The organism is Paenibacillus sp. DCT19 (assembly GCF_003268635.1).
Taxonomy (GTDB): Bacteria; Bacillota; Bacilli; order Paenibacillales; family Paenibacillaceae; genus Paenibacillus.
Window position 1 is genome coordinate 5,462,359 of record NZ_CP029639.1, and the last position, 19,213, is coordinate 5,481,571.

At 40.2% G+C, this 19,213-nt stretch carries 11 protein-coding genes and 2 pseudogenes; 1 reads left to right on the plus strand and 12 read right to left on the minus strand.

Translation table 11 applies throughout. The annotated features are described in order from the left end of the window. Positions 1-61 precede the first annotated feature (61 nt). Entirely contained in the window at positions 62-1,540 is a 1,479-nt protein-coding gene (locus tag DMB88_RS24920) for an Lsa family ABC-F type ribosomal protection protein (RefSeq protein WP_128103499.1), read from the plus strand. 252 nt (positions 1,541-1,792) lie between these two features. Here the strand turns inward: DMB88_RS24920 and DMB88_RS24925 are convergent, their stop codons facing one another. The 12 genes and pseudogenes from DMB88_RS24925 to DMB88_RS24985 all read right to left on the minus strand — a co-directional run bounded on the left by DMB88_RS24925 (position 1,793) and on the right by DMB88_RS24985 (position 19,213). Further along, positions 1,793-3,643, minus strand: a complete 1,851-nt coding sequence (locus DMB88_RS24925) for a hypothetical protein (protein ID WP_128103500.1) — start codon at positions 3,641-3,643, stop codon at positions 1,793-1,795. A gap of 232 nt (positions 3,644-3,875) precedes the next feature. Next, positions 3,876-5,165: a cyclic GMP-AMP synthase DncV-like nucleotidyltransferase gene (locus DMB88_RS24930; RefSeq protein ID WP_254438331.1), complete on the minus strand. Its 1,290-nt coding sequence runs from the start codon at positions 5,163-5,165 to the stop codon at positions 3,876-3,878. A gap of 14 nt (positions 5,166-5,179) precedes the next feature. Then, a complete protein-coding gene (locus DMB88_RS24935) occupies positions 5,180-6,253 on the minus strand; it encodes an SAVED domain-containing protein (protein WP_128103501.1) in 1,074 nt (357 codons plus the stop codon). A gap of 250 nt (positions 6,254-6,503) precedes the next feature. Next, the gene (locus DMB88_RS24940; RefSeq protein ID WP_128103502.1) at positions 6,504-6,788 is read right to left on the minus strand and encodes a nitronate monooxygenase family protein; all 285 of its coding nucleotides are present in this window, start codon (positions 6,786-6,788) and stop codon (positions 6,504-6,506) included. A 340-nt stretch (positions 6,789-7,128) separates the two neighbouring features. Beyond that, the gene (locus DMB88_RS24945) at positions 7,129-8,352 is read right to left on the minus strand and encodes a cytochrome P450 family protein (protein ID WP_128103503.1); all 1,224 of its coding nucleotides are present in this window, start codon (positions 8,350-8,352) and stop codon (positions 7,129-7,131) included. Between the two features lie 326 nt (positions 8,353-8,678). Next, the gene (locus tag DMB88_RS24950; RefSeq protein ID WP_128103504.1) at positions 8,679-9,023 is read right to left on the minus strand and encodes a hypothetical protein; all 345 of its coding nucleotides are present in this window, start codon (positions 9,021-9,023) and stop codon (positions 8,679-8,681) included. A 9-nt stretch (positions 9,024-9,032) separates the two neighbouring features. After that, positions 9,033-9,974: pseudogene (locus DMB88_RS24955) on the minus strand (IS30 family transposase). 322 nt (positions 9,975-10,296) lie between these two features. Further along, positions 10,297-10,473, minus strand: a complete 177-nt coding sequence (locus DMB88_RS30365) for a hypothetical protein (RefSeq protein ID WP_164848785.1) — start codon at positions 10,471-10,473, stop codon at positions 10,297-10,299. Positions 10,474-10,676: 203 nt separating this feature from the next. After that, positions 10,677-12,204, minus strand: a pseudogene (locus DMB88_RS24970) (DUF5597 domain-containing protein). Between the two features lie 81 nt (positions 12,205-12,285). Beyond that, on the minus strand, positions 12,286-15,111 hold the full coding sequence (locus DMB88_RS24975; protein WP_128103507.1) for an alpha-L-rhamnosidase: 2,826 nt from the start codon (positions 15,109-15,111) through the stop codon (positions 12,286-12,288). 48 nt (positions 15,112-15,159) lie between these two features. Continuing rightward, positions 15,160-16,683 carry an ABC transporter substrate-binding protein gene (locus DMB88_RS24980; protein WP_128103508.1) on the minus strand — a complete coding sequence of 508 codons (1,524 nt, stop codon included), beginning with the start codon at positions 16,681-16,683 and terminating at the stop codon, positions 15,160-15,162. 211 nt (positions 16,684-16,894) lie between these two features. Continuing rightward, the gene (locus DMB88_RS24985; RefSeq protein ID WP_128103509.1) at positions 16,895-19,213 is read right to left on the minus strand and encodes a GH36-type glycosyl hydrolase domain-containing protein; all 2,319 of its coding nucleotides are present in this window, start codon (positions 19,211-19,213) and stop codon (positions 16,895-16,897) included.

The window sequence follows — 19,213 nt, forward strand, 5'->3', positions numbered from 1 at the left end:
ATGTCATGGTAGCTACTCTGCCGGACTAACTTTTATATTTCACATAAAAAGGATGATCTTTATGTCGTTAATTAACGTTACTAACCTTACCTTCGCCTATGATGGCAGTTACGATAATATATTTGAACATGTAAGCTTTCAGCTAGACACCGATTGGAAATTAGGATTTACCGGCAGGAACGGGAGAGGCAAAACAACTTTTCTGCAATTGCTGCTTGGTAAATACGAGTACAGTGGGCAGATCTCAGCGCAGGTTGACTTCGAATACTTCCCTTTCCAGGTAAAGGATAAGAGTATGATGACCCTCGATGTCGTCGAGGACATTTATCCTGACTATCTACATTGGCAACTCGCGCGTGAGCTTAACCTGTTGAAAGTATCGGAAGATATTCTATATCGGACTTTCGATTCCTTATCTCAGGGGGAACAGACCAAAGTCATGCTTGCAGCCTTGTTCCTGAAGGATAATCAATTTCTGCTTATCGATGAGCCCACTAACCATCTGGATCTGCATGCGCGGAAAATCGTGAGTGAGTATCTTCGTAATAAAAGTGGGTTTATCTTGGTATCTCACGATCGATCTTTCCTGGATCACTGTGTAGATCATATCTTGTCCATCAACAAGACAAACATCGAGATTCAAAAGGGGAATTTCTCCGCTTGGTGGGAGAACAAAAGAAGACAAGATCAGTTCGAACTCGCCAGTAATGAGAAACTAATGAAGGATATCAAGCGTTTATCCGACTCAGCCAAACGGACGGGTGGATGGTCGCATGAAGTGGAGAAGAGCAAGAATGGCACCAGAAATTCTGGTTCCAAAGTAGATAAAGGATATATCGGACACAAGGCTGCCAAGATGATGAAACGTTCCAAAAACATCGAACAGAGACAGCAATCTGCCATCCAAGAAAAGTCTAAACTACTTAAAAATCTGGAAAGCGCAGAACGTTTACAGATTCATCAGCTCGATTTTCACAAGAATGAACTGGTCGAATTAGAGAATGTAACGATCGCATACGGCTCTAATACGGTGTGTACCGATGTAAGCTTTACGATTGAAAGAGGAGATCGTATTGCTCTATACGGTAAGAATGGATCGGGTAAATCAAGCCTGCTTAAATTGATCTGTGGTGAGAATATTTCATATACAGGTCTTTGTCGCAAAGATCCTCAGCTCAAAATCTCCTATGTGTCGCAGGATACGTCCGATCTTAGCGGTAATTTATCTGAGTATGCGTTTAATCAGAGAATTGATGAGAGCCTGTTTAAATCCATTCTGAGAAAACTCGATTTTTCCAGACTACAATTGGAGAAGGATATTTCAAGCTTTAGCGCCGGGCAGAAAAAGAAAGTACTCATTGCCAAAAGTCTCAGTGAGCAAGCTCACATGCACATCTGGGATGAACCACTCAATTTCGTGGATGTTATATCGCGTATGCAAATTGAAGATTTGCTGCTAGAGTTTGCGCCAACACTTCTCTTTGTAGAGCACGACAGTGAATTCTGCGCCAATATTGCAACAAAAGTGATTGATCTATAGTTAGCAAACGGAACGGAAAAATAAACACAAGAAAAGCCGCCTTTGGCGGCTTTTTGATCTTTAAATATCAAAAACGCATTATGTGCATATACACAACTTCATACTGCTGTGGTTTATATCATCAATTGAGACTAAAATCATTTGATATAACGTGTTTTTATATCATAATTTAGTTTTTTTTATATCGTAGTATAGGATAAACATATCTCTTCTATACTATAAAATGAGATTATTCCGCTGACTAAGTAATGTTTATAACATATCCTTGATTTTATCACGTGCACGGCTAACTAAGATTACATCTGGAGAAGTGCGAGACATTTTAGCCTCAATTCTCCTTAGTACTGTCTCCACTCCTTCATTCTTTGATCCGATATATTCTGCTATCCTCCCCAATTGTTTTGTAATAAAACCAGCAAAAGGTACAGTAGAATTAGTTAGTTCAATTATAGAATCAAGCGTAACGCCCCTCACATCCCATACGTCTAATCTTTTTTTATTTTTTTCGAAGTGTTTCACACTGGCATTAAACCTTGCTATTGTCTCGGTTATTTGATCTTTTGTTTGGTTATGAGATAATTTCATAATTAGTTTCCGCAATTTTTCTATCTCATTTCCTTCAAATGCCTCTGCTATTTCAAGTACTGGAACATGTTTAGATATAGTAAGTATTCCATCAGTAATTAAATTAGGAGATGTGGCTATTTCAAAATTCCAATTTCTGTTTACACCAGAGTATAGATACGCTAAATTCTCTTCATTTCTTGCTAATGGCCCTACCGGGCAAAGAACCGCGTTATTCGCTGCAGCCCACTCAATTGAATTTGCTGCTTCTATTATTTCTAATTCGTAATCATTACCTGTCAGAGATTTAATTGTATTATGAATAAAAGGTCCTAGCCCTGTTACATACGTTCCCAACGCTCCATTCATAGCAAGTAATTCATACATCTGACTCCATGAATTCGACAAGCCTAACGCTAAGCTTTCAACCCATTTATATTCAGTACCATTTTCATATATATTTAGACTATTTCCTAATTCTAAAAGGGATGATAGGAATTTTCTCTTTTCCTCTGTATTGAAAGGAAGAAATGTAAAGGGATTTCTTATCCTTTGATTTCTCAATGTGTTACATGCTAATTCTCTACTGAGCATCAAACTTTTTGGGTTTACAGCAATGACTTTCTCTAAAAAATTCATTTTGTAATAATTAATAGAATGAGGAAGAATTAGCTTTATTCTATTCATTTCAATTAGCCTGAGCAGATCAACTTCATTAACACCCAAATCACTGAAAAATTTCTCATGAATCCATTCTTGCGGAATTATTATATTTATTTCTTTAAACAGTGTTAAGTAATTTCTTATATCATTTGCTTCTCCCAAACTTCCATTTACAAGACAAGCCGATTGATTGTAATTCTGTTTAATAAGTTCATTTGAATCACTCCAAAATAATTCTTCCCTATTTTGTAACCACTTCTCCTCATCTTCTTCCCACTTGCTAAGTAATTCTTTAGAATAATTTAATGTTGAATGTTTACTGACAGCAAGTGTTATACCTTCAAAACTTGTATTAGCTAACTGTTGTTCATTTTTAAGGTGCTCTCGCTGAGTGAAATAAACCTCTATTTCATAACCACATAGTTTTGATATATGGTATTTAACTACCTCACACTCATTAGCCGAGAGAACCTCAACACTCATAACTTTCCACATTTCAGTTTTATGATCATAATCTACCCATACTGAAGAAAGTTTTTTTGGTAAATTCAATGATAGTTGGATATTGAAATCATTTATTGTTAAAGGATTACCTACCAAATTAATTATATCTTTTTGAGATCGCTCATTAATTTTTTGAGCTAGATTAGGTAACTCAGTCACTAATTTAACTGGGCAACCCATAACTCTAATTTCTCTGTCAAAAGTTTTAGTGATATCAGTATACGCACTTTTCATCGGAACAGTATTAAGATTATCACATAGAATATAATACCAGCTTTGCTGTTTATATAACCATTTCACTACTAATTGAGGTTGCTGCAATTGGAGACGTTCATAACTATACAATGCATATTTTTCTATGAATTCTTTCATAATCCTCATCCTCCTTTGATTTAAGACAAATTAAGATCGAAGGAAATATTTAAACAAATATTTCATTTAACAATAATTATAAGACAACATGATTGTAATTCTCCTCTTCATTTATACAAAAAAAGCTGCTAGTAGCAGCTCTCAGTTTGTTAGATTTACGGAATATTCATTTTTTCTCCAGCAGTTTATAAAAAAATCTAAGCGTAGATATACTGTGATATATGTGCACCATTTATTTAATTTGAATCCTTACTTCGTTTTCACAAACAACACTACCATTACGGTACACACGACAAATCATCCTATGACCACCTCTGTATGCGGTGTTCTCTGTTACGCTGACTCCTTCAGATACATGCCCTAGATCATCCAGTTCAACACATTCATCACCGTTATTTCTTACTTCCCACTCAATTCTTGAAAAATCAAATATATTGGGCTTGGCAGTAAAGCGTATACTCTTCCCTTTCGGAATAGGACCTAACACTTCATTAAGAGGTATATATTGACCTGGATGCCATTCTACCATCGCTACAATGGTTACAGAGTAGTTTCCATACATTCTTTTTGATAGTATAGTCCGATTTTCAGCAGACTCTGTAATAAGTTCACCCCAATAATTATGATTGAAAAATTCTTTCCATGCATTTAAAGCTTCCTTTTCAGTACATACAGTTTTAAACAACACATCAAGCTTACTTATGTAACTTTTTAAACGAGTATACAGATTTTTGACTTTCTGATGGTCTTTTGCATTAAACAACAGGCTTGTTTCATTGTTAGTTGGATTATATACTTCTTTGTTTTCTTCAAGTCGATCTCGTATTTTTGTGATTGTGTAGTAGAAGGTCTCATCAATTCTATCTTTAGACTCTATACACTCTTCAACAAGTACAGATTGAATCAATCCACCTGGCATTGACCAACCACTTTTTGATTTACAAAACATTTTTAGTAATCGAACAACAATACGAACATTCCCGTTATTATCTTTGTTACTCTTATTGAACCAGTTTGTAATTACTTCTGGATCACGGTTCCGCCATTCACTTCCACAGTGTTCATACACATTATTTCCATCTTCATCCTCTGATTTACGGTACACTGCAAAGTCAATGTGGTATCCACTCGCGTATTCAATACGAACGCAATTAGTCTTCGCCTCTGGTTCAGTTTTAAACCTTTTACATTTTCTTTTTAGTGCATCAACTATAATATTTTTTGCTGCTGTCGTTCCGCCAGGAAGATCATCTTTGTTAAAAATAATAGCTACATCAATATCATATTCATTTTCCTCATTTTGTACGATTGTACTCATAGCCATACTACCCTGAACTTTATGATTAGTTAGCTTATAATCTGAATTGTTATCTGTATTATATTCAGTTAAACCAGATTCCAACCTCTCTATATTTAGGTTTTTCTTTTCCCTTAAATTCGTTTGTTCAGCGGCAGAGAGCACGACATGATCATCATAGAATTCTTTAAATTTTGAGCTAGCATTATACATACTTGTGGACATAGAAGTTCCCCTTTCTAAGATTGTACGTATTTGCCTTGCTGATCTCCATTAATAATTATCCCCCATGGATATTTCGGCTCAGATTGTGTGTTGTATTGATAGCTAATAACCATAGGAATACGTGTGTCCTCAATCAATTGACCAAGCTCAAATGCAAAGCAGCTTTGAGATGAAATAATAAGATGAATTTTATTTAGATGCGAAATTTTCTCATTTGCATCTATCAATAAATCATATGTAGTCTTCACATATGATTTCAACTGTTCTTTGTATTTAATTATATTATCATCTGGATTAGTTACAGATAGAAAAACGTGGGGACAAGTAAACTGAGCTAATTGATCGTTGTTGATTGAAGCTGTTATGCTAATTGCAATAGCAATTTCATTACAGTTTGCTGATCGTAGACGAGAAATGGCATCATTTTGAACTAGTGTTAATCTTGGAAATCTCCTCTTTGAGGTAAGTCTGTAGTAAACTTGTTGAAACTTATTGTACTCGAAATACTCATTCATGACTGAACGATTGAAGAACTTTCCCGCCAACAAAACAAACGGAATTGCTGCAATCCCAGTATATCCCCGTTTTTTATCTTTGCTTTCTTGTTTAAACACTTCGACTTTGTACTTTATTTCTTGAATGATTTCACTGGCTACCTTACTACTCATCTTTCTATTATACAAACGGACAAAATCAACCTCCTTTTCTTTGAACTGAAAAGGATTCAACCCTACCTCTTTATGATGATTGTCAATTCTACGATCATGGGACATACCATTTAGATTTAAAATATACATCTTGTTTTTACTATGTAACATGAGAAATAATCCTAACGCCAATAAAATAAATCCGGATATTAATTGGGCATAATTCGTACCTACATCTTTGTGGCTCAGAAAAGCAAATATTTTATCATCTAATGTACCGAATGAAGTTGCAATAACCTCAGCTGCAAACATGATGATAACATATGCGATACCTTCCTCATGTTGATGATTCTTAAAGTGTCTTACCACGAAAATGATGCCTATAATAAGTAAAACTGCCATTACACCTACAGTGATCATAGTGCTCGTACTTATAGTCAAATAATCCCTCCTTTCTAACTCTCTCGATTATATCACTAACCCGTTAACATAGCTCTTTGAGGAGCCAAATTAAATGAAGGGGTTTACGCAATACTCTGTTAAAAAGTATCCTCAAGAGGAATTTAAATCTTTATAAATTTACACTCCTTAAACTTGATATAAATGAATTGTGTCCTTGTCGGTGAACGAACATTAGCAGTAGCTAATTGAAACGAGTGAACTACACCATCACATGAAACTAAATTTCTTATCACTCTGTTTTCCCCCATTTTCCACGTATGCTCTCTGCCTCTTTAACCATTCTGTCTATTAAGTGGGAGACAGTTGGAATATCGCAGATCATGCCGGTCACTTGGCCTGCCCAGCCGAAGCCTTCTTCTTTGTGACCATCATAAATCCATCGCTTATTAGCTTCGCCACTTATACTGTCTTTCAGCGCATCATAGATAGGTGTCGCACGTTCAATAGCGAGTATGTTATCACTGTAACTGCTGCGTAATACCCTGCCAGGGGAGCCGATAGAATGTTTGATCACAGCCGTATCTGACTCTGAACTTTCTACTAGAGCCATCTTATAAGATGTGGGTGCATCAACACATTCCTGGGTTCCTTCCAGAATTATTATTATTCAAGATGTTATCAATTTTTTCAAAATAGGGGTTTCGGAAAAACGGAATGTACTTCTCCATTGAGTGCTTTTGAACCAACTTATGGATATGAACATATTTAACATTTTAAGAAAAAAGAGCCTAAATCCAAGGCTCTTTCCTAACATCAAGCAAACTTCATATACAATAATGAAGATTGTAGGATATTGCATGTCCATAGGATGTAATTAACTATCTACTGTTTCTCTTCAAACTAGAAATTCATCTTTAAAAAGTAATTGGTAACGTCTTAAGGCCACGGATAATCATACCTGATCTCCATTCTAATAGATCAATCTTCGTATTCAATTTCATCTCAGGGAGTTTCTGGAGAAGTGAAATTATAGCAATTTCACCTTCAAGTCTTGCAAGGGGGGCACCAAGACAATAATGGACACCTTTACCAAAAGAAATGTGGTCATTAACTTTACGCGTAATATCAAATGTATCAGGTTCCTCAAACTTTTTGGCATCTCGATTCGCAGAAGCCACAGCAACAAACATCATATCACCTTGACGTATCTGATGACCGTCCAGTTCAACATTTGATGTTGCCCAACGAACATTACTTACTTCTACAGGACCATTGAATCGTAGAATTTCTTCGACGGTAGCCTTAATTAAATTAGGTTCTTCTACTAATAGCCTTTTTTGCTCTGGATGCTCTAGAAGAGCTAACAATCCATTGCCGATCAAGTTCACTGTTGTCTCGTGACCAGCTATAATCAGAACAAACACGAGTGCATAAAGTTCTTGTTCTGTAAGCTTGTCTCCTGCCTCTTCCACATTGATAAGATCACTGATAAGATCATCTTTAAGCTCTTGTCTACGTTCGGCGATAAAGCCTTGCAGGTAGTCAACAAAAGCCTTCATGACCAGGTCACTTTCCTGACTCATCTGAGGGTTGCTGACGCTCTCCATAATTGTATTCGACCACAATTGAAATTTGTCTTGATCTTCTATTGGAACACCTAACATTTCACAGATAACAATTAGCGGCAGAGGAAAAGCATATTCTTCGATTAGATCGATTTCACGTTTGCCCGATAAAAGTATCTTGTCTAACAATTCATCACTAATTTCCTCAATTCTTCCACGTAACCTTTCAATCATACGTGGTGTGAAAGCCTTCTGAATTAATCGCCGTAGACGTCGGTGATCTTCTGGGCTCACGCTCAGTAGATTTTGCGAGATAATCTCCATATGTGGAGCTTGTTCCCCGGCTTGTCCTTGGAGAGGATGACTCGTGACAAAGCGTCCATCTTGTAGAATATTTACGGCATCCTCATAGCGTGAGACCATCCACGCATAATGCCCACCCGGCAATAAAAAACGATGAATCGGTTCATCCGCACGTAGCTTCTCGTAGACTGGAAAAGGGTGCTGAATAAAGGAACGATCCAAAAAATCAACTTTAGAACCTGAGAGATTTGAATTTTCGTTTTTAGACATTAATACTCCTCCTCAGCAATTTTGATCACATTGAAATCATTAAAAATCCAACTACAAATACATGCAATTTATCAATTATCTTTCAGTGGTTTATCTAGCAACCTCTTTTTAGAGTATAGTCCTCTTGTTTCCTATATACTGGTATGATTGTTATAAAAATTGTATGAAATTATGTTAGTTTAAACTCCTAATATTAGATTCGAACAAGTTTTCTTTATTTCCAGTAACGGTAGGTTGGGTGGCATACATTTGTTTATATTTAGATCTAAAAAGCAGCTGAACAAAGGATATTTTCTCCATGTCCAACTGCTTTTTTTGTTGATATTTTATGAACCAAATTGAAGCTGGAGCTTGGCGTACATGTCATCTAATGTAAACCGAGGATCTATAGAATGATACCATCGGATTAACCGCTCATTCTGGTTATGCACATATCGCATGTCATTCGTAATTCTTGGAGCAGGTTTCATTTCATAGCCGTATTCGTGATCATCCAGTAAGACGCTGACCGCTGGAGTATCTCGCAAACTCCACATTTCACCTTTGGGCCACCCTAATGACGCACCCATCTGAAAATTGAAGTCCACCAATTGCTGATATAAATATGCCCCTACTTTGCCATGCGGTTTCACTCTGACGGCAAGTTCCGCGATACTAACTCGAATATTCACGACGGATTGTCAAGCCAAGTGCGACAGTTCCTCTGAAAAGGATTCGTGCGCGGTTCTCCAACCCAAACATTTACGTGGTCTGTTATTGATTAAATCGAGTGAGAGGGCGAGGTCGTCATCCTGCACTCCAGCAAGATCCACACCTTTCGGAAAAAACTCTCGAAGTAGCCCGTTCGCATTTTCATTGGAACCCCGTTGCCAGGATGAGTATGGATCGGCAAAATAAACGTCCAGCTCATGAGTTGCTTCCACACTTGCATAGCAAGCAAACTCTTTGCCACGGTCTGCCGTAGCGGTCAGAAATGTTCCCTTCGGGTACTGTGAAATGGCTACACCGAGGGCGATTTCCATGGACAAGGCCGTTCGATCTGGCATGAGTATGGCGGTATATAGACGCGTCTTGCGTTCAATGAGCGTGGCTACGCATCCCTTACTTTTTCCACGACTCGAAACCATCGTGTCTAACTCCCAGTGTCCAAATGTTTCACGAGAGCGAACTTCGCTGGGACGCTGCGCAATAGGCTTTCCAATGCTGAATCTACCGCGAGTTTCAGCTGGTTTCCGACGCTTTCCTTTGTGACGGAGTACCTGAAGCAGACCACGCATCAGCCGGCCATTGTAGATCCAGCGATAGATCGTTTTAAAGGAAACGACAGGTAAGCCGTCCATACGAAAACGTGCCATAATTTGCTCTGGAGACCACGTCTTGTGGAGTTTTTGCTCCAGCGAAGTCGCTAGAGCTATAGACCACTTCCCTGTGGATACCGAAGCCTTACGCCTCTCATGGTAGGCTTGCTGGGCTTGTTGTGCACGGTACTTGGAAGATGCCGTGCGATTTAACTCTCGGCAGATCGTTGAAGGATGTCTACCGAGTTCCTTGGTGATGGCTCGTGAACTTTTCCTTGCTCATGGAGGATTTCTAGGTTCGATTATGCTAAGATGTGTGCTCATGGTGGATTCTCCTTGTGTGAATGGTTGTTGTAGTGACTTCATTCTACACGAATCCGGCCATGGGCCATTTTTATTTATTTCCAGTAGGTGTCGCACTTCATATTACAATCCGTCTCACGTAAACATTATTAGGGATAAGCCATAGTGGAATATTTGAATTTAAAATGATATTGGCCGCATTAATATCATTGCATAAATTGAACTCGAATATTCGATCAGGCCATTGCCCTCCACCAATACATACTGCAGTCAATCTGTCGGCAATTGCTGGTTCCTGCAAATATACCGCTGCCAAGTCAGTTATCGGATCAAGGAATATAGCCTAGAGGGGCTTCGGATCGTCTGAGAGGGCTTTACGAATAATTAACTCTGCACCTTCTGACATCGATGTAGCTTCTTCATCTGATAGGGCTCTTTCTGAACCCTTAAAGACAGAAACTTCCCGAGTCAGATCCATAAGTTCCAATACGTTGATCACTTCATCATAGCTTTCCTGCATCGAATTGGTCGTTCTGAGTTCTCCAAAATGAGCTGCAAGCCTTTAATATTGAACCTTGGGTCAGCAATGCATGAACAATTGCAAATTAATCATCAGCTTCATTCTTAGCGTCAGTATTAATTATTAAACGGATTTATTTACTCTCAGGAATGTCAAACGAATGTTTCATCACAATTCTGGCCTCCATTCAAATCACAACGTACTTAGTGTAGCTCTACTCGGAGTGCAGATGGGCGACTCCCAATAGAGAATCCGTAAGCTGCTTCGTCTCCATTCAACACGCGTCCACGAACCCACTCGTCTTGCACAAAAGCCCCTTCCTCTATACGAACATACTCTGAATTGTAATCCCCTTCTTTAAGTAGAAATTCAACCGTAAAACCTATACCTACAACAAAAAATTCGTTATCATTGGCCTCGATGACGAGTCCCCTGATAGGGTTTACCATCTTTTTTGAGCTTATAAGTGACTTTTAAATTGTATTTGGAGAACGACAGTATGCAGCCTGGCTCATTATTTTGGAAGAAACCTGTCATTTTCCCCGTTCCACGGTTCTCCTGTAAAACGCCTAGCATATTACTGAGCAACTTATAACTCTGTGCAAGGTAGGAACCTGTTCCGGTTGCATCAAATGCAGAAAAATCGATATTGAGACTTATTAATATGCTAGGATCATAATCCGAATCTTCTTTAGGCGGAGCTAAGAAGTCCTCGATGCCAAATGGGGAATAACACAAAGCATTATACTTTCCAAAAGCATAAAAGACTTTCGCCACAGATGCGACGTCTCTTCTCGCTTCGGGAATAAATAACGGATTTTCGTTCCCAGACGTATATTCCTCACAAACCTCTGTAAAATTCTCGACATATATATCCGGCGCATAAAGACAGATTGACGGAGCAGTTGCTTTCCAGAGCGGTATCACCTTTGCAATCGGCCCACCACTTGGATATGATCCCGGATTCCAAGGAAATTGTTCAAGCCAGGCATTCACAAACACAGGTAACGGGTATTCTTCAATTCCGTTACTTGCGATCAATTCAACTGCCCGAGCATAATGGTATGCCATAAAATATTCTTCTGCCTCATAACCAAAAGCTTCTTTCCACGTTCCTGATCTCTCAAAAACGGCCCCTACTTCATCAGGAATAAGAAAGTTGAACCGTTCATTTGCAGCATCTGAATAGTCACGGTCACTACCAAGAAACCCCATTTCATTCTCCACTTGAACCATAATCACAGTATTATGATCACTGTCCACTTTTTTCAGATGGCTCATGAATTGCCTAAAAGCATTGGCATCGGCTGTAATTGCTTCTTCGCATAACGGAGAAATCGTATTTGAAGTCGTTTGATTACGATAGGCTGTGCGGAAATATGTTTCCTTATTTCTCTTCACCCAAGCAGGGACATAGGATGAAACTCCATTTTTCCACAACCCAAACCATAAGAGTACCAAACGAACGTTTTCTTCGCGTGCCTGTTCGATAATACCCTCCACAAGCTCAAAATCGAATTCGCCAGGATTCGGTTCGATAAGTTCCCAGTAGACCGGAGCTATTACCGTATTCAAGTGTAATCCTCTTAGGTTTGGCCATACGTTATCTCTCATATAATTCAGGTCAGACGCACTGGAGTTATGAATCTCACCTGCTAAGGCAATATAGGGCTTATTATCAACATAAAGGTTAAATACTCCGTCTTCTTTTTTTAAGTAAGGCAATGTCATGATGCAAACTCTCCTGTCATATTTGTAATAAATGTATATTAATTCATTTATATCGACTTTGAAGATTAATTCCTGTCAGAATTACCTAATCGCCTTTAATTTTTCATCTAACTCCTCAAGTATGCTTGTATCCATAGGAAAATGAGCGACAATATCTCTGATTGAAGCGTCTCGAACCTTGTACCAAATCGAACTTGGTTCCATCTCAAAACCAGGAGGAACTACTGGTTCAATCAGCTTACGTGCATGTTCGTTCACAACCAGATCAACAAGCGATGTATATGTGCTAAAAGTTTTAATATAGCTCCTATTCGGCATATATTGAAACAGGTAGTTTCCACTCTCTAATTCAAGCTTTACATCCTCTCCATCTTGAACCATGGGCACATTTAACTCCAAACTGTTATTAATTGAGATTGTACCCACAGTTGCTCTTGGCAGGACAACATAAGCCGTTGAATGAAACGGAATCTCGAAACGGAATTCAAGTCTCCCGTCTTCATCAAATGACCATTCACTCTTATAAGTGCCTACCGCCGAATCGACCACAGCTTTCGCCCACTGTAAACGAAAATTCGGCTTTGGTGTCAAAATGACTCGGCGAAAACCCGGTACTTCTTCATCTGGATTCATTCCTGCGATTACTCGGTACATCCATTCTGCAATCGCACCATAGACATAGTGATTCAGGGAGTTCAACCCAGGTGGACCGATTTTGCCATCCGAGTCAATGGAGTTCCAACGTTCCCAGACCGTCGTCGCTCCAAGCTTGACTGCATAGAGCCAGCTCGGATGATCTTCGTTGAGTAATAGTGAGTAGGCAAGTTCTTCACAACCATGGTTTGACAATGCGAAATTTAGATAAGGAGTTCCGACAAATCCAGTCTGGAGATGATAGTCATCCTTCCGAAGCCGAATGACTAAACCCTCTATAACACGCTTCTGATACGCAGCCGGAACTAGGTCCATATACAATGCTATGGCATATGCAGTCTGGGTATCAATCGCAAGACGGCCATTTTTTGAAAAAAACTCGTCCTCTATCGCCTGTTTGACTTCCCTGGAAATCCGTTCGTAATAGACTTGGTCATCTTCGAAGCCAAGCACCTTTGCCGCTTTGGCGACCAATTTTGAGGAATAGTGATAATAGGCAGAGGCGATAAAGGCCGTGTCAGTGGCTCCTATTACCGACTCAGGATTGTTCCCGTCTAGCGCAAGCCAGTCTCCTAAATGAAAACCGACCGTCCACAGTCTGCTGCAGCCCGAATCCTCGTCAGCAAGAATAATAAAGTCAACCCAACTCTTCATGCTCTTGTACTGCTGGCGTAATATGCCCATGTCTCCATAATGAAGATACACGTTCCAGGGAATAATCGTGGCCGCGTCAGCCCATGCACTTGAGCCACCGCTGGGAACGTTCACTGCGGGAACGACCATTGGTACCATTCCCCCGCGATCCTCTTGTTCAAGAGCCATATCATAACCATACTTTGAATAGAAAGTGTACGAATCCATGTTAAAACAAGCGGTTCCTGAGAACACTTGGGCATCTCCTGTCCATCCCATTCGTTCGTCTCTTTGAGGGCAATCTGTAGGAACGTCCAGGAAATTACCTTTTTGTCCCCAAAGCGCATTCTCAAACAACCTATTTACAAGCGGGTTGCTCGTCTCAATTACTCCAATTTGTTCCAAATCAGAGTAAAGGACACAGCCTGTGAAGTCGCTAGGATCGAGCTCTCCCGGCCAGCCTTCCACCTTTACGTACCTGAAGCCATAGAAAGTGAAGAACGGACGAACGATTGTTTCTTCCCCATTAGCTGTATAAACATATTCCGCCTTGGCTGTTCGAAGGTTATCGCGATAGAAGTTCCCGTCCTGCAGAACCTCACCATGTTGAAGACGAATCACCGTTCCTTTCGAAGCATGTGTACGGAATTTTATCCAACCAACCATGTTTTGACCCAGATCAAGCACTGTATCACCTCCCGGTGTGACAATGACCTCAATCGGCTTTAATTCCTCCTTCACTACAACAGGAAGACTTAACCTTGAAGTAAGACGTTCGAAGCCTAGATTACCTTCACGAACTGAATGTAATTCTGTGGCCTTGAATGTTGCATCGTAGACTTCGCCATCATACAAATTACCACTCAAAACCGGGCTTCTACTTGCAATCCAATCCGTATCAGATTTCAGAATCTCCGTTGTTCCGTCAGTATACTTGACCCGAATTTCACATAATAGCGAGAACTCGTTACCGTATAATTCTCTGGAATAACCATCAAATCCGAAACGTCCTTTGTATAACCCGTTCCCGAGAATCACCTCTACCTGGTTTTCGTCTTCGCGCAATAACCCTGTAATGTCATACGTCTGATATTGTAGCCACTTGTTATAGGCGTTAAAGTGAGGGGCGAAATACTCGTCACCTGCCTTGATACCATTAATCTGCATCTCGTACAATCCAAGACCACATACGTATGCACGGGCGGAATCAACTGACTTTATGAGTTTGAAAGTTCTGCTAAGGACTGGGTGATGCTCCGTGTCCATTACAGGTATGATCCACTTCGCCTCCCACGATTCGTCTAATTTTGCCGTTTCGAACCAAGCAACATCGCTTACAGCATGGTCTCCATTGTCTGCCCACACCTCTACCCGCCAGTAATAGCGAGTTCTGGGTTGAAGCTCGATCCGAAGCTCGAAGGAAAGGCTGTCGATATCAGTTTGCTTACCACTATCAAATATGATGGAAGAAAAATCTTCGGCCAGTGCTACTTCGTACCTAGCTGCGGTCTGCTTCTTAGCATCAGTACACGTGACTACATAAGAAAGTCTAGGCCAATCACCCAAGGAGAATCCCAACGGATTCATAATTCGATTCGTTTTGAGTTTCGTAATAATCATCAGGCATCGTTCCCTTCCAAAGAATTGGATGATACAATAGGCAGCAATTTATTGGTTGGATTTCGCCCATATGTCGAGTTGTCTCTGTTTCTCCTCAATCACCTTGTCAATTCCTGCAATCTTCAAGTTGTCTAAAAACTTCGGCAGCACATTATCTGGATCAACACTTCCCGTCTCAAGAGGGAGGCGGTATTGTGAGATAACATTTCCAATGGCTGCAATTTCTGTTTTGACCGCTGTTGGATCGAACGTGAAACCAAGAGCCTTTGATTTTACAGCTGACTCATTAAACTGTTTTACTTTTTCCCAGATATCCGGATCTGTTCCTTGCCAGACATGGGCGATAAATTGATTACCAAACATCCAACCGGTATTTAATCGATATCCTGAAGTTTGATCATTGACACCTTCAGGAAAATCGATGATATTACCAGATAAGACTTTGTAATGCCTGCCTTCAATTCCCCAAATCAATAGATTCGAGATGTCTTTATCAGAGTACATCAGATTAAGAAATTCCATTGCTTTATCTGGAGATTTAGAATTGGAAGTGATCCCCCACATTGTGTTTGTAATATGAGCCGTTGTAGACACGGGAGGGTCTGAGAATGCTATGGTTTTCATTGGTACTTTACTGGTAGATTTATCTCCCTCTTCTTCAAAGTGAAGTGCTCCGGGATGAGCATTTAGTAGAAACGCAAAACCACGATTAGAATCGATTAGATCTTGTGCATTAATCTGATTCGTTGAAGCATCTTTAAGAATTAAACCATCCTGGTACCATCTTCTAAGCATGTGAAGCTGCTCTGCGTATTCTTCTGTACCATACCAATTAACAACTTTTAGTCCATTATCAAAATCAGGAAGGACGCCTAGATGATTATCCAATCTGTCAAACGTCTGATAGTTATCAAGAATAGATGCCCCTGTTGACGGGATTAGAGGTGCTGTATCCGGCTCACTATTTTTAACCGCTTTCAAAACTTTTTCTAGATCTTCAAGCTTTCGAAGTTTACTTGTATCAATTTGTTTTTTTTCGAGAATATCTTCTCGCATTGTGATGCCATTAACATAAGCCATTTCGTGTAAAGTTGGTACACCAAATATGGCTCCATTCACCCTTGAAGCATCCAGATAAGCTGGATCCAATGCTGCAATGATACCTTCTCCATGCTTGTTAAGAAGTTCATCCAGCGGAATCAATTGACCTTGAGTTATTGCTGTGTTGTAGGCATAGATTGTTGGCATTAGATCCAGCTTTTCTCCGCTTGAAAACATCAAGTTTACTTGCTGGATCCAGTTGGAAAAACTAATAGGCAATAATTTGACTTTAACATTAATTTTTTCTTCGGCTATTTTACTAACTGCTTCTTCAATCAAGGACATATCCTTCGGAAGTGCAGCAAAAATGGGAAAAGCAACCGTCAGTTCAGTCAGTTCGCCGGGTTTTGCAGATGGATCGGATTCTGCCGTTGTCTCTCCATTATTGTTATTGCTGCTGTTATTACAGGCTGACAACAGTAACATGGCAATGATAAGCAATGCGTTAAGCAAACTTCGATTTTTTGGCATATTATCCTCCTCGATATAAGAAATATTTTTCAATAAAATGTATACATTCACATTTTAATTTCTTTCAACCTGGGAGACTGCTCACTTAACGACATTTTGATATTCATTTGACGACGAACTAACAGATCCAACATCAATCGATCTCTAAATAATTCAAGCTCCATCTTTCGTTTCGCTCCTGATGGGTATTTAGAGCAACCTACGCTTGGTGTTAAACGACAGGATTAAGAGTAACTTCTACATGATGAATCTTTCCGTCAGAGAAGTGAGGGAGAAGATTTCCGATTATACGATTGCCGTCCACCTTTATCTCCGGTTTTCCTTTGAATAGCTTCATTGGATTCTTGATGGTGATCTCATAACGCGTGCCGCGGAATTCCCTGTACACCTGAGCCTGCTCCCAATCAGCAGGGAAACATGGGTCAATTCGGAGACCATCATAATCCCGCTTGATCCCCATAATCCCCTCCAAAAGCGATATGAGTCCCCAAGCCGAGGTTCCTGTTGTCCATGATTGATAGGATTTTCCATAATATTTGGGGTGGATCGAATAACAATTCGTGAAGACATATGGCTCTGCTCCGGATTCTGTAGATGGATTCGCTTCACTGTCTGGAATGATTTTCAGTAGTGTACGTATCGCTTCTGCTCCTCTGCCTGCCTTGCAATCGGCCATAATCTTGAAACCAGTTGCATGACAATAAACGCCGCCGTTCTCGAATAGCCCCGGTAGCATGCCGGACATTCGGCCAACATGTGGGGAATATTCCATATATGGAGGCATATTGATCGGGAAGCCAAAATCATGCTCCATGCTGTCCATGGATTCCAGCACTTTGGGCAACTTCTCTTCATCCGGAATATCTGCAAGAACAGCCCACGATTGAGCGTTAATATAGATTTTACTTCCTGTGCTATCTTTGGAGCCAATATTCTCTTCTTTACTAAGGGCACGCATATACCAGCTTCCGTCCCAAGCCACATTGTTAATCGCACTACGAAGGATATTGTACTGATCATCCAGATATCCTGCATAATCAGCGTCTCCCAGTCGCCGGATCAATGTTGAGAGCTCTTTCAGGGCATAACAGGATTGCTCAGACAACATAACAGATTCCGCATCGGGATCAGTTGTAATATTCAAAGCATCATTCCAATCCGCGAAGAAAATGCGTACCAGACCATGTTTTCCTTTGTCCTCTATTAACCGGTTAACTGCAGCCTTTACATGTTCCAGCATCGTTGCTGAACCTTCGTCCTGATATTCAATCTCCATATCCAGAAGAGAATAATCTCCAGTCTCCTTAATCAACTCACATACAGACCAGATAATCCAGAAGGGCTGGTCTGAATAACGGGTAGCGTCATATGGATACCATGTTAGTACGGCATGCCCAGCCTTAAACTGATGCCGCAAGCATTCAATGATCTCCTCCTTGGCCCTCTCCTGCCTGTAGTTAAGCAGTCCAACTGCAATCTGAAGGTTGTCCCTTACCCCCTTCTTGCCAACAATACAGAAGTCCACCTGTTTTTTAATCCATTCATTCATAATCACGTTCAGCTTCTCATCAGGTGTGTTAATTTGGAGACTCGCGTATTTGCTCATCTGGAATTCCTGTGTTTCAAGTAATGCTCGTGTTATACGATCACCTGTGCTATAGTCCACGACGGTTTGAACAGCCTCTTCGAGTGATTCGCTGACTCCAAGCACATAATACAGTTCTTTCTCTTCACCGGGTGCCAGTAACAGCTTGTTCTGCAAAACGCCACCAAGATTAGCAAGCGTAGTGAGAGAATTCGTACAATCTCTACCCTTAACCACAACATCAGGCCGCTGGAACAATGGCGCCGGCATAGAATCCAATCGGGTATACGTCCCCAGTTCCCCCAGAAACGTTCCAAGATTGCCATCAAAGGCGTGGACAGTTTCAGAACATGCGATATAACCGTTATATCTATTGTGTGGTGCGAACGGATGTTTGGACTCACAATAAATTCCATTCAACTGCTCATTGAAAAAGGTTTCACAACTTCTGTACATTTCGTAATACCGCGGGTATTTAAAGCCTTCCAATTCAAAGCTCACGGTAGAAAATACGCTGATTCGCTTCATTACATCCGTATTATTTTTCACTTTAACCATCCAAACCTCATTGTAGCCTTCATGGGGAACAAAAAGCTTCCAGGAAGCATGGACACCGTTCTTTTGGGACTGGAGGATGGAATATCCGATATTATGTTCGCATGAGAAATCCTCAACTTCTTCGTTTAGTGGGCCTTCCCCAATATTCCAGAATACATTGGCATCATCATCACGTAGGTACAAATACTTTGCATCCTGATTATTGATCATACACATATCAGCTTTTGAATTGATGTAGTAGCTTCGGCCATGCCCGATTTGGGAAACCTGTGTGCAATACCCTTGTTCACTCCACAAGTAGTTGTACCAATGTCTTGGAGTGCGTGGCGTATTGATGATGCAGGAATTACCATCTTCAGTAAAATGGTGTATTTTATTTACTTTCAT

What these genes read in the sequence shown, in the direction of transcription:
- DMB88_RS24930 (WP_254438331.1), bottom strand. Translation starts at nt 5,165, where the DNA reads ATGTCCACAAGTATGTATAATGCTAGCTCAAAATTTAAAGAATTCTAT.
- DMB88_RS24975 (WP_128103507.1), bottom strand. Translation starts at nt 15,111, where the DNA reads ATGATTATTACGAAACTCAAAACGAATCGAATTATGAATCCGTTGGGA.
- DMB88_RS24945 (WP_128103503.1), bottom strand. Translation starts at nt 8,352, where the DNA reads ATGTCTAAAAACGAAAATTCAAATCTCTCAGGTTCTAAAGTTGATTTT.
- DMB88_RS30365 (WP_164848785.1), bottom strand. Translation starts at nt 10,473, where the DNA reads ATGCAGGAAAGCTATGATGAAGTGATCAACGTATTGGAACTTATGGAT.
- DMB88_RS24985 (WP_128103509.1), bottom strand. Translation starts at nt 19,213, where the DNA reads ATGAAAGTAAATAAAATACACCATTTTACTGAAGATGGTAATTCCTGC.
- DMB88_RS24920 (WP_128103499.1), top strand. Translation starts at nt 62, where the DNA reads ATGTCGTTAATTAACGTTACTAACCTTACCTTCGCCTATGATGGCAGT.
- DMB88_RS24980 (WP_128103508.1), bottom strand. Translation starts at nt 16,683, where the DNA reads ATGCCAAAAAATCGAAGTTTGCTTAACGCATTGCTTATCATTGCCATG.
- DMB88_RS24925 (WP_128103500.1), bottom strand. Translation starts at nt 3,643, where the DNA reads ATGAAAGAATTCATAGAAAAATATGCATTGTATAGTTATGAACGTCTC.